The sequence below is a fragment of the Streptomyces sp. NPDC031474 genome, assembly GCF_055581185.1.
The window spans coordinates 39,122-50,983 of sequence record NZ_JBVIJX010000011.1 but is presented as its reverse complement, the minus strand read 5'-3'; the positions used below and the strand labels follow the sequence as shown (position 1 = coordinate 50,983).

10 protein-coding genes and 1 pseudogene are annotated in these 11,862 nt (G+C 69.8%); 4 read left to right on the top strand and 7 right to left on the bottom strand.

Going from position 1 to position 11,862, the window contains the following annotated elements; all coding sequences use genetic code 11:
* Nucleotides 1-11: 11 nt before the first annotated feature.
* A complete protein-coding gene (locus ACZ5SK_RS23745) occupies nucleotides 12-491 on the bottom strand; it encodes an ATP-binding protein (protein ID WP_361709369.1) in 480 nt (159 codons plus the stop codon).
* Between the two features lie 144 nt (nucleotides 492-635).
* On the opposite strand from ACZ5SK_RS23745, the gene ACZ5SK_RS23740 reads away from it, so the two are divergent.
* Nucleotides 636-1,490: a helix-turn-helix domain-containing protein gene (locus tag ACZ5SK_RS23740; protein ID WP_334577118.1), complete on the top strand. Its 855-nt coding sequence runs from the start codon at nucleotides 636-638 to the stop codon at nucleotides 1,488-1,490.
* A gap of 11 nt (nucleotides 1,491-1,501) precedes the next feature.
* Nucleotides 1,502-1,744 (top strand): DUF397 domain-containing protein, encoded by a 243-nt coding sequence (locus ACZ5SK_RS23735; RefSeq protein ID WP_334577119.1) that lies wholly within the window; start codon nucleotides 1,502-1,504, stop codon nucleotides 1,742-1,744.
* Here ACZ5SK_RS23735 and ACZ5SK_RS23730 read toward each other — a convergent pair.
* Together ACZ5SK_RS23730 and ACZ5SK_RS23725 are read right to left on the bottom strand one after the other, a co-directional pair.
* Nucleotides 1,690-2,892 (bottom strand): hypothetical protein, encoded by a 1,203-nt coding sequence (locus ACZ5SK_RS23730; protein ID WP_361709377.1) that lies wholly within the window; start codon nucleotides 2,890-2,892, stop codon nucleotides 1,690-1,692. The genes ACZ5SK_RS23735 and ACZ5SK_RS23730 overlap by 55 nt on opposite strands.
* 704 nt (nucleotides 2,893-3,596) lie before the next feature.
* Nucleotides 3,597-4,362, bottom strand: a pseudogene (locus ACZ5SK_RS23725) (IS5 family transposase).
* A gap of 186 nt (nucleotides 4,363-4,548) precedes the next feature.
* Here ACZ5SK_RS23725 and ACZ5SK_RS23720 point away from each other — a divergent pair.
* Nucleotides 4,549-5,370, top strand: a complete 822-nt coding sequence (locus ACZ5SK_RS23720) for an ABC transporter ATP-binding protein (protein ID WP_334577121.1) — start codon at nucleotides 4,549-4,551, stop codon at nucleotides 5,368-5,370.
* Nucleotides 5,367-6,023: a hypothetical protein gene (locus ACZ5SK_RS23715; RefSeq protein WP_334577122.1), complete on the top strand. Its 657-nt coding sequence runs from the start codon at nucleotides 5,367-5,369 to the stop codon at nucleotides 6,021-6,023. Before ACZ5SK_RS23720 ends, ACZ5SK_RS23715 begins: the two co-directional genes overlap by 4 nt.
* 235 nt (nucleotides 6,024-6,258) lie before the next feature.
* Here the strand turns inward: ACZ5SK_RS23715 and ACZ5SK_RS23710 are convergent, their stop codons facing one another.
* From ACZ5SK_RS23710 to ACZ5SK_RS23695, 4 genes are read right to left on the bottom strand one after another with little or no spacing between them, the layout of a single operon-like run.
* A complete protein-coding gene (locus ACZ5SK_RS23710) occupies nucleotides 6,259-6,549 on the bottom strand; it encodes a hypothetical protein (RefSeq protein WP_468576578.1) in 291 nt (96 codons plus the stop codon).
* A complete protein-coding gene (locus ACZ5SK_RS23705) occupies nucleotides 6,507-9,287 on the bottom strand; it encodes a hypothetical protein (protein ID WP_468576576.1) in 2,781 nt (926 codons plus the stop codon). The genes ACZ5SK_RS23710 and ACZ5SK_RS23705 overlap by 43 nt, the downstream gene beginning before the upstream one ends.
* Nucleotides 9,288-9,326: 39 nt before the next feature.
* Nucleotides 9,327-10,595: a vWA domain-containing protein gene (locus tag ACZ5SK_RS23700; protein WP_361709384.1), complete on the bottom strand. Its 1,269-nt coding sequence runs from the start codon at nucleotides 10,593-10,595 to the stop codon at nucleotides 9,327-9,329.
* Entirely contained in the window at nucleotides 10,592-11,857 is a 1,266-nt protein-coding gene (locus tag ACZ5SK_RS23695) for an AAA family ATPase (protein ID WP_361709387.1), read from the bottom strand. Before ACZ5SK_RS23695 ends, ACZ5SK_RS23700 begins: the two co-directional genes overlap by 4 nt.
* Between the last annotated feature and the right edge of the window lie 5 nt (nucleotides 11,858-11,862).

Below are 11,862 nucleotides of genomic sequence, written 5' to 3'. Positions count from 1 at the left end.
AACACGGCACGCTAGTCATCGAGATCGGCGATGTCCAGACGCACCGGCGCTACGGCGCCCCGCCGCCCGCCGACCTCGAACCACAGCAGCTTCCCCGCCCCACGCCCCAGCGACCAACCACCCCACCAGTCCGCGTACTCCTGCACGAGGTACAGCCCCCGTCCGCCTTCGCGGTCGACCGGGGCGAGCGGCAGACGATCTCCAGGAGGCCTGGCGAAGGGCGCGGGAATGTACGGGTGACTGTCCCAGACACCCACCCGGACCCGCCCGCCGCCAAGGGCGGTGAGCCGCAGCGAGGCGGGCCCGTCGGTGTGCAGGTAGACGTTGGTCACCATCTCGGACGTCAACAACTCGACGACGTCCAGCACTTCACCCATGCCATGCCCGCCGAGGGCCGCCCGCACGGTCATACGTGCGACACGTGCGGCTCTGGGGTCATGCGGCAGACGGAGCGCGTACACCCAGGCATCGGGCGGGGCTACGGTGACCATGAGGACCTCCGGGAGGAAGCGGAGCGGGTACGTGACCACCGTAGGACCAATGGTTAGATAGCTCTAACTGAATCGACAGTAAGCCTCCAACCTTCACTCGTGTGAGGGATCGGAGCGTCGCGTTGCGGCCAGGAAGGAGACTGCGTGCCGCCCACCAACAGCCCCACGCTCCGTCAGCGGAGGCTGGGCGCGGAGCTGCGCAAACTCCGTGAGCGCACGGGACTCACGACCACCGGTGCCGCCCAGTTGCTCGGCGTCAACCAAGCGCGCATCAGCATGATCGAGACGGGGCGCACACCAATCAGCGCCGACCGCATCCGCTCCATGGCCCATGCCTACGACTGCTCCGACGAGCGGCTTGTCGACGCCCTTGCCGCGATGACGGGCCGACGCACTCGCGGCTGGTGGGAGGAGTACCGCGACCACGTACCTGTGGCACTCGTCGACCTGGCCGAACTGGAACACCACGCCACCGCACTTCGCGTGGCGCTCCTGTTCCACATCCCGGCACTGCTCCAGACGACCGACCACGCTCGAGCCCTGTTCCAGGCCGTGGTCCCGCCCATGCGGCAGTACGAGGTCGAGCACCGCCTCACCCACCGCATGAAGCGACAAGGTGTCCTGCACCGTGAGAACCCGCCCCCGTACACGGCGATCATTCACGAGGCGGCGCTGCGCATGGGCTTCGGCGGCCCGGTCGTCACACGCGGCCAACTGAAACACTTGCTCGACATGACCGAACTACCGCAGGTCACCATCCGTGTCATCACCTTCGACACGGACGACTTCCCGACGACGGGCCAGTCATTCGACTTCGTGGAAGGTCCACTCGCCCAACTCGACACGGTTCAACTCGACTCACACCACGGTGCCTGCGAATTCCTCGACGCAGAAGCCCAGTTGGACAAGTACCGGGCGGTACTCGACCGCATGGAGGCCTGCGCCCTGACCACCGCCGAGTCACGCGACTTCATCCACCACCGCATACAGGACCTGTGAAAGGACCGCCCATGCAGACCCTCCACTGGCAGAAGTCGTCCTACAGCGGTGACGGCTCGAACTGCGTCAACGTCGCCGTCTCCCCCGCCGGCACCCTCCACCTCCGCGAAAGCGACGAGCCGGAGGTCGTCCTCACGACGACTCCGGCCCGGTTGCAAGCACTGATATGTGGTCTGAAGGGGCTGAAGGCGATGGAAGGTCAGGTGCGGGACACCACGCCGCAGCTCTCGTCGCGGTTCTCGTCGAGGTTGTGACTGCGGTCGTACGGGTCCGTGGTCGGCCCGGTCGGGGGCGCGCCCGTGGGGTCGGCCGATGTCCCGGCCGTCGAGAAGTGGGGATGCATAAAGCCGTCGTAGACGTCGCAGGCGGAGTTGCCGATGTCCCGGTCGAACTTCCGGACGGCGATCTTGCCCGGGGTGACCGCGTACTTGGTGGGATCGGGGAGCTCGAGGTCGAGTACGCGGCGCACGATGGTGCGGGAGACCTCGGTCGGGGCGTCCTTGTCGACGCGCACCAGCGGGTAGACGAAGGTGTAGTCGGCGTGGACGACGACGGAGGCCTGCTCACCGGCCTTGAACGTCATTCGCCCCCTCGTCTTGACCACATCACCGGCAAGGCGCAGTTCGGAGGGGTTGAAGCGGCTGAACATCGACAGCGGGTCGTGTTCCTTGTCCGGCTTGCTCAGCCCGGTGTTCAGCCGGTCGAGCAGTTCCTTCTGCCGTGGTTCGATCACCGAGAGCGCGGCCGTGGGACGTCCGCCGCGCAGGGTGGCCGGGTCGAGGTTGGAGTCGATCAGCAGCTTCCTGGTCTGCTGCAGCGCCTGCTCCACCTGAGCCTTGGACAGCGACCCGACGGGAGTCGCCTTCGGGAGAACGATGCCGGCGGCGCCGTCGGCCCACTGCAAGGCCGGGGAGCCCGCGAACGGCCGGTCCAGCGTGGGGGTTTGGGGGTCCGCCGCCTCGGGGGCCCTGGTCGGTGCCGCGGTCTCCGCCGGCAGCGGTGACGCGGACGCCCCGGCCTCCGACTCCCCGGTGCCGAAAGGATCACCGGGCAACAGCGACGGCTTCATCGCGACGACGGCCAGGGCGATCACGACGGGCAGGCCGAGGATCGCCCACAGCCGCCGCTTCCGAGTGGCTCTCCCCTGTATCTCCTGCGGGGACGGACCCGCACGCCAGCTCTCGGGCAGCTCGCCGCGCGCCTCCTGCTGCCGCAGCCGCTCCGTGACCATACGGGCCCGGGCGGACGGCTCCTTCGGCGCGGACGCTATCTCCCGTTCGCTGTCCTGGATGAACTTCGCCCACTCCTCATCGGATATGGAGCTGCCGGACTGGGGAGAAGCCCCACCCCCGTCCCCCTCTTCCGAACCGGATCTGTGCTCTTCGGACGGTCTGTCGGACACGCGCCGTCGGCCTCTCTGTGAGTGGGTTACCGGGCGTCACAGCCTATGTCAGCCCTGCACAGGCATGACGAGGACTTTGCCTCAGCCGTACGGCACGCCGGACTCACCCCTCACCCCTGGCCCCCGAGCCGGGCACCGTCGCGACCGGATCGCCAGGCTGCCATTCCGCCGAACTCCACTCCGGCGTGGGCGACGGCCGAGGCGGCGCGGGTGGAGGATTCGAGCCACGATTGGGGTTCTGCGGAACAGAACCTGACCCGTTCCCCCCACTCGACCCGCGATCGGTCGAGGCCGAACCGGATCCGTCCGACCTGCCGGAGCTGTCGCCCCCTTCCACGGAGGAGTGGCTCGTCTTCTGTGCAACTGGGGTCTTGGACACAGACGGCGTCGGGGACGCGGCCACAAGACGACTCGCGCTGGGACTCGGCGAAGCTACGCCACTCGACGGACTCGCCGACACGGACGCAGAACTCGACGGGGAACCCTCCCCTCGCTCGGGCTCACCGGCCCCGGCACTCCCGGCGGCCGAACATCCCACCACACCCAGGCCGACCACAACCACGGCAGCCACCAGCACCACCGACTTCAGGGGGCGGACTCGCCGTATCCCTGGTCTCTCCTCATTCACTTGCCGCATTCCGCTCATTCGTTGTTCGCATTCGATTGCCTGGACCAAATCGACCGCCAGTGAGCCTCTTCCATTCTCAGTTTCGGCTGGCCAGATGCAGGCTGAGGACGGCTTGGACGAGGCTCGTGATGCGGGTGGTTGAACACCGGAGCCGGCAGAGGAGCCGCCAGGACTTCAGAGTGGCGACGGCCGGCTCGACGAGTGCCCGGATCTTCGCATGAGACCGGTTGACCGCCTGCTGGCCCGTGGAAAGGCTGTTCCAACGGCCGCGGTAGGGAGTGCGGACCGTGCCGCCGACACCCTGGTAGCCCTTGTCCGCCCAGCAGTTGATGCCTGCCTCGGCGAGAGCATCGACGATGCCGTGCTCGCGTGCCGCTCGGACGTCATGGACGGCTCCGGGCAGGGCCGGTGATGCCCACACCAAACGGCCCTTCGGGTCGGCGATCAGCTGCACGTTCATGCCGTGCTTCTTGTGTTTGCCCGAGTAGAAGGGCCGGTCGGCGGCGATCCGGTCGATGGGCAGAAGCGTCCCGTCCAGAATCAGATACGCCTTCATCGACGCGGCCCGTACGGCTTCGGCGAGCGTGGGTGCGAGGGCGGCCAGGAGCTCGACGGCCGCGGTGACGTAGCGGTAGGCGGTAGTGGTACCGACGCCGAAACCGGGCTGCAAGCTGGGCGTAGGTATGTCCGTTGCGGAGGTGAGCGAGGGTGAGCAGAGCCTGTCGACCCGCGTTCAGGCGCCGCCATCGGGTACCAAGAGCGCGGCGACGCGCTTGCAGGCGGGTGGACAGGAAGCGAAGGGCAGAGCTGGACACGTCGACACCCGACGGGTAAAGAAGCACGCGAAGCCTCTGATGGAGACGGTTGTTTCGGTCAACAAGCCATCTACCAGGGGCTTCACCTGCGTGTCGGCTTAACTGTCAAGCCCGCCCGCTAGGCTGGAAGGGCCAGCACAGTGGGGAGTCGAGTTGCTACGTTGCGAGGCGGTCGGCAAACGTTACGCCGGAGGACGGTGGATCCTCAGTGACGTGGACATGGAGGTCTCGACCGGTGACGTCCTCGCGGTGGTGGGCAGCAATGGTTCAGGGAAGTCGACCTTGCTGAGGATCCTCGCCGGACTGTCCCGGCCCACCTCCGGAAGCGTATCGGGCCGACCACCGCACATCGGTTACGTACCGGACCGCTTCACCGCCCACGATCGCATCTCGGCGATCTCTTACCTCACCCACATGGGGCGTATCCGTGGCATGTCAGCTTCCGCCGCCCGTACCCGAGGCAATCATCTGCTAGAGCGGCTGTCCCTGGTGGGTGGGCGGAACGCGTCGCTGCGCACACTATCGAAGGGCAACGCGCAGAAGGTGGCGCTCGCCCAGGCCCTGCTCGTCCAGCCCGACCTGCTGGTCCTTGACGAACCCTGGTCAGGTCTGGACGCCTCGGCCCACAGGGTCCTCGCCGAGATCATCGACGAAACGGCCGCACAGGGCGGCGCGGTGGTCTTCACCGACCACCGCGAGGCGATCACCGAGACGCACGCCGGCAGCGTCTACGTCATTAGCGACGGCCGGGTCACCTTGCACGGCGGCCGGCACTCCGAGGGTCGGGCCTCGATGGTCGAGTTGATCCTGACCGCGCCGCCCACCGGCGTCATTCCGGTCGAGGTGAAATGGTCCACGCTGCCGGGTGTGGTGGACTCCGCCCGGCGCGGCAAGGAGGTCGTCCTGCGGGTGGCGCGGGAACATTCGGACGCCGTACTGCTGACGGCGCTGCAGCATCGGTGGTCGGTGGTCGGCCTCGCCGGGGCCGTGAGTGAACACGATTTCCGGTTCGATGCCAGGAGGACCGCCCTGTGATCGCCCTGGTCCGCTACATGTTCACGGTGCTGGTGCTCTCCCAGCGCTACCTCGCGCCGCTGCTGCTGTTCCTCGGTCTGGTGGCCGTGCTGACCAGCAGCGACGCCGGCCCGCTCACCGCGACCTATGCCTCGGTGGCCGGGGCCATGCTGCTGTGCTCGATCTGGCTGACCATGGCACTGATCGGTCTCGAGGATCAGCCGCACCGATCGATCGTCGTCGTCAGCAGCGGCAGCCATCTACGCGTTCTGCTCGCGGCGGTCGGGACGGCCGCCGTGTGGTGCCTGCTGCTGACGGCTGCCGGTCTGGTGCTGCCGCTGATGTTCGGAACTCACACACCCGGCCTTGCGGACCTGGTGCTGGGGACCGAGGCCCAACTCACCTGCGCTTTCACCGGCATAGCCATCGGACTGGTCTGCTCACGGCTGGTGTTCCGACGGCAAGGCTACGCGCTTGTCCTCGCCCTGGTGCTCCTGCTGGCCGTGCTACTGGGCAAAGGCGTTTCCCCGGTCAACATCATGCTCACCCACCTGCAGAACGCCTCGGACTCGGCGGATGCCCTGGTCCCCACGGGTGTCCTGCTCGCCGTCGCCGCGGGCTTCTTGGCGGTCGCTGTGGCTATCACACAGACGATCATCCGTAGAAAGGCATGAGCTCTGTGACGGTGTGCCCGAACCGGCGCAGGTGCGCAGTGCCGCCCAGCAGAACGAATGCCTCCCACCGTCCTGGCCACTTCGGCGAGCGTCGGGTGAAAGCGGACAGGAGCTCGATGGCGTTCGTGATAAAGCGGTAGGCGGTGGTGTCAGTGCCGAACCCGGCCGCGAGCCGCGCGTAGGCGTGCCCTTGCGTAAATGGGGGCGAGACTGAGCAGGGTCTGCCACCCAGCCTTCAGACACCTCCAGCGGCTGCCGAACGACCGGCGGTGCGCGCGTAAGCGAGTGCTATTGAACTACTCGTAAGCCAGGTTGGAAAAGGCTCAGTCTCCAAATCCCGCCAGATCCGGCAGGTGCGGTTGCCTGCCGCGTCCCACTCGTACGCCGTCGTCGCCGTGCCGTCCTTCGTCCACGACGTCATGCGGTTCGCGTAGTCGTAGGCGTTGGTGCCCGCGCCCGCCGTGCCCGTCGTCTGCTTCGACGTCAGGTTGTCGTCCAGGTCGTAGCCGTACGTCGTCGAAGCCACGCCGGTCGTCCGTCGGGCGAGGCCACCGTGTCCGACTGCACGCGACCCAACGGGTCGTAGCCGTACGTGCGCTTGGCCGTGATCGTCTGGCCAACGGCGTACTGCTCCACGCTCGGGCGGCCCGCCGCGTCGAAGTCGTACAGGACGTTGTTGCCGGTGATCGAGTCCCGGACGGTGTCGATGCGGCCCGCGGCGTCGTAGGTGTAGTCGGTGGTGCCTGCCGTGGTCGTGCGCTGCGTCATGCTGCCGTCGGCGTTGTAGGCGTAGGCGGAGGCGCCGCTCGGGCCTTCGGCGGTGAGCAGCGCGCCTCGGTCGTTGTACGTGTAGGTGTTGCGGGTCAGGGCGTCCGCCGTGCCGACCGCCGTCAGGCGGCCGGTCAGGTCGTACTCCAGGGTGCGGGTCGCCGTTGCGGCCTCCGCTCCGCTGCCCGTCTCTCTCGTCAGGCGGCCCAGCCCGTCATACGTGCGCTCGCGCTTCACGCCGCCCGGCAGGAGTTCGGTCACCGCCTGACCGGCCTTGTCGTACACGGTCGTCCAGATGCGGTCGAACGCGTTCGGTTGGGCCGGTGTGATCGGCTCGATCGTCGACTCGGGCAGGCCCCAGGTGTTGAAGGTGTAGTCGGTCTCCTTGTCGCGGCCGTCCGTCATCCTGGTCCGGTTGCCCGCCGCGTCGTAGCCGAACGTGGTGGTGATCGACTCGGTCGCGGAGACCGGTTCGGTCTGCCTCCGCAGCCGGCTCAACGCGTCGTACACGTAGGTGGTGCGGGCGTTGGTCCGCGCGGAGACGGCGGCCGTGCGGTTGCCTTCCGCGTCGTACTCGGCGGTCGCGGTGCGCAGCGCCACCGGGCCCGTGCCGTAGTCGGTGGTCCCTGTGACGTTCCCGAGGGCGTCGTAAGCCACCGTCGTACGGCGGTTGGTCGCGTCCGTCGTCTCCGTGGTGCGGCCCAGGCCGTCGTAGTCGAGCGTGGACGTGCCGGCCGGGTCCGTCACCGTCTTCGGCTCACCGGCCGCGTTGTACGTGCTCGTCGTGGTGATACCGGACGGTGTCGTCGACTTGGTCTGGTTGCTCGCGTCGTCCCAGGTGTAGCGGCTGACCAGGTTGGCGGTGCTCGGGTAGCGCTCGACGGTCGTCGCCGTCAGCTGCCTGCCCAGTTCGTCGTACGTCGCCTCGGTGCGCGCGCCCATCGGGTCGGTGACCGACAGCTGGAGGCCTGTCGGGGTCCAGGCGGTGCGCGTGACGCCGCCACCGTCCGCGCCTGCCGGGTTGAGCAGGTCCGAGTCGGTTTCCGCGGCGACGGCGCCGGCCGCGTCGGCCACCGGGTCGGTCTGGCTGATGACCTGGCCGAACTGGTCGTAGGCGTACCGGGTGACGCGGCCCAGCGGGTCCGTCGCCGTCTGCGGCAGGCCGAGCGCCGTGTACGTGGTGCGCGCGGTCGCTGTCAGGGCGGTGGTGCTGCCCGGCGGGGTGTAGTCGGGCAGGGTCACGGCGGTGGTGCGGCCGAGGCGGTCGACCTTAGTGCGGGTGACGTTGCCTCGCGGGTCCTTCGTGTCGGTGGCCTCACCGAAGGTGTTGTAGCCGGTCAGCGTGGTCGGTTTGAGCGTGACCCACTCGCCGCCGTTCTCCTCGGTCTGGACGGCCGGGGCGGACTGCTGCACCGGGCGGCCCAGGGCGTCGTAGCGGAAGGTGGTCGTGGACGCGGCCGGGTCCGCGCCCGTGACGTTGCCGCGCGGGCTGACCGACGTCAGCGGCAGGCCTCGGTCGTCGTACGTGCCGGTGGACGTGTGGGTGGTGGTGCCGTCCGTGAGGGTCTGCTTGGTGACGTTGCCCGCCGCGTCGTACTCGGAGGTCGTGGTGAGTTTCTTGGTCCCCGAGATGGTCTGCGTCTGCTCCTTCACGCGGTCGTCGCCGTCGTATGTGTACGTGGCGGTGCGGTTCAGGCCGGACGGATCAAGGGCGCTGGTGAGGGTGCGGCCCAGGGCGTCCACCGTGAACGTCTGCGTGGTCGTGCCGCCGCCGGTGACCTGCTGGGTGAGGTTGCCCGCCGGGTCGTGGACGTCGGACTCCAGCACGATGTCGTGCCGGCTGCCGTCGGCCTGGGTGACCTGCTGGGCGGTCGTGGTGGCCGCGTGGCCGTCGTCGTAGTAGGTGTACGCGGTCGTCGCGCCCATCGCGTCCGTCGTGGACGCCAGGCGGCCCGCCGGGTCGTAGGCGTTGGAGACCACGGTCAGGTCCCGCGTGCTGCCGGACGGGTCGCCCGTCCAGTCGTCCAGGACCGTCGTGGCGTGCTGACCACGCGCGGTGTACGTGTACGTGAAGTGCGTGCCCGCCGCGTCGGTCATGCCGACGGCCCGGCCGAGTTCGTCGTGCTCGTAGAGGGTGGTGTTCTGCTCGGCGTCCGTGGCGCTGTCGTTGAGGCCGTGGGCGTCGTAGTGGTAGGTCTCGGTGCGTTCGGGGTCGCCGCCGGTGGTGTCCTTGGTCGACTCCGAGAGCAGGTTGCCGTCCTCGTCGTAGGCGCGGCCGATCACGGCAGTGACGACGTGCGAGGCCGCATCGTAGGCGTAGGCCGTGGTGACACCGGCCGGGAAGGTGTCGGAGACCTGCTTCTCGGCGGTCTTCCGGCCGAGCCCGTCGTAGGTGTACGAGGTCACCAGGCCCGAAGGCGACGTCACCTCGGCCAGGTCACCGCCCGCGTAGTAGCGGTACGACGTCCTCGCGCCGCCCGGTGTGGTCTGCGTCACATGCTCACACGACATTCACCACGGAACGCCATCACCCGGTCACCCGATCTCCACCACCCGCGCCCAGGCAGGCGGCGAATCCGGTACGTACTCGGGGTCGTCCTCGTCGTAGGACGGACTTCGGGGGAACAGGCCCACCACCGTGCGGCAGGGTGGGCGGGTGCTCGGCCAGGGGGTTTGGCCGTCGGTGAGGGCGACGACGACGTCGGGGTGGGGGCGGGCGCGCAGGGCCCTGGTGAAACCCTCGCGCAGGTCCGTGCCGCCGCCGCCCAGCAGCGGGATGGCCTCGCCCCGGCACAGGGTGTGCACGAAGTGGGCCGCCGCGTCGCAGGGCACCACGGTGACCATGTCGCGTCGGCCGCCCACGGCCCGGGAGATCGCGGCGACCTCGAGGATCGCGCTGCCCAGTTCGGCGTCGCTGACCGACCCGGAGGTGTCGATGACCACGCTCACCCTGGGCGGTCTGCGGCGCAGGCTCGGCAGGACCGCGCCCGGGACGCTCGCCGAGCGGCGCGACGGACGACCGTAGGAGTAGTCCTCGCCCGCGCCCAGGGCGGACGCCGCCGAGCGGACCGCCGCGCCCAGCAACTCCCGCCAGGGCTGCGGCGGATGGAACGCCTCCTCCGCCCACCGCTGCCATCCGGCCGGCGCGGTGCCCCGGCGGCCGGAGATGCCCTGCGCGACGCGGAAGCGGACCGCGTCGCGTTCCTGTTCGCTCAGGCCGTGTGCGCCGTCCGGGCCCAGGTCCCACTCCCGTTCCCGGCCGTCGGCGCCGCTGCCGCAGTCCAGCCAGGCCAGGTCCTGCGTCTGCAGCCCGAGCCTGAACTGGCGCAGATAGTCCTCCATCAGCTCGCCCGGCCGCAGCCCGAGGAACTCCGGCGTGACCGCGCCCTCGGGCTGGACCAGCCCGTCCCCGAACGCGTCGTCGTTGATCTCGCAGTCGGCGGCGATGTTCATCCGCAGCCGTTCGCCGGGGCCGCTCAGCCCGCGCTCCCGGGCGACCCGATCACTGCGTCCGTGGTGGTCGCGCAGCAGGTGGGACACCTCGTGCACCCACACCCCGGCCAGTTCCTCCACCGGCGTACGGTCCACGAACGCCGGTGAGACGTAGCACCGCCAGTGCCGGTCCACGGCCATCGTCGGCACCCACCGCGACTCCACGGGATGCAGGGCGAACAGAGCCGTCGCCAGGTAGGGGCGGGCCCGGGCGGCCTGCAGCCGGGCGGCGAAGAGCTTGTCGAGGTCCAGGGGCCTCGGTTCGCCGGTGGCCACTGACTTGTCCTGGCTCAGCGGCTCGTCGGCGCTCATCGGCCGGCCTTCGTCAGCGCCGCGGAGCGCGCCGCCACACGATCCGCAGCACGGTCTGCCGCCTGGTCGGCCCGCCGGGACAGGGTCACCACTCCCGCGAGCTTCTCGATCGACGCCGGTACGTCCCAGTCCTGCCGGCGCAGCGAGGCGAGGGTCGTCGCGGGGACGACCACCAGGTCCGGGGCGCCGGTCTCCAGCGCCCGGACGAGGAGGCTCCACGCCGCGTCCCAGCGGGACTTGTCGGGGCGGGTGCGGACGGCGGCCACGACACCGTCCAGCACGGCCTGGCGCAGATCGCCGCGCTCGGGCAGGTCGGCGCCCGCCGGGTCGGCGAGCAGCGTCTCGGGGTCCGGGAGGTCCATCCGGTCCAGGCTCGCCAGCAGCTCCAGCCCGGGGCCGTCGCCGACCGCGCCCCTGACCAGCAGCGACAGTACGTCGCGGGAGGAGCCGGCCGCCGTCGCGAAGGCGCTCAGGGTCAGCGTCATCTCCCAGCTGCGGGGCGAGGGCCAGGCTCCGCCACGGCGCGCCTCGCTGCTGGGCAGTTGGTGCACGAGTTTGGGGCGGGCGGCGAGCAGCCCGCACACCGCCCGGCGCGCGAAGGCCACGGCGTCGGCCAGCTTCGCCGGGTCGAGCCGGGGCAGGGTCGCCCGGGGCCAGGTGCCGCCGAGTCCGCGTACGACGACCTCGTGGTCGTGGATCCACTGGAGGTGCACGAACCGGTTGGCCAGCGGCGGGCTCAGTTCCCAGCCGTCGGCCGCCGAGCCCCGCGGGTTGGCGGCGGCCACGATGCGCACCCCGGGCGGCAGCGTCAGCGCCCCGATCCGCCGCTCCAACACCAGCCGGAGCAGGGCCGCCTGCACGGCGGGCGGGGCTGTGGACAGCTCGTCCAGGAACAGCAGCCCCCGGCCGGCGCGCACCAGCCGCACCGCCCAGTCCGGCGGGGCCATCGGGACGCCCTGTTCGGCGGGATCGTCCCCGACGACGGGCAGCCCCGAGAAGTCGGACGGCTCGTGCACGCTCGCGATCACCGTGGTCAGCGGCAGGTCCAGCGTCTGAGCGAGCTGGGTCAGCGCCGCGGTCTTGCCGATCCCCGGCTCCCCCCACAGCAGTACGGGCAGGTCGGCGGCCACGGCCAGGGTCAGGGCCTCCAGCTGGCTGTCGGGGCGCGGCTCGGTGGCGGCGTCGCGCAACAGGGTCAACAACTCGCCCGCCACGTCGAGTTGGTTGGAATATACCGGGATGAAAGGGGTGCCTACGGACATGTGTG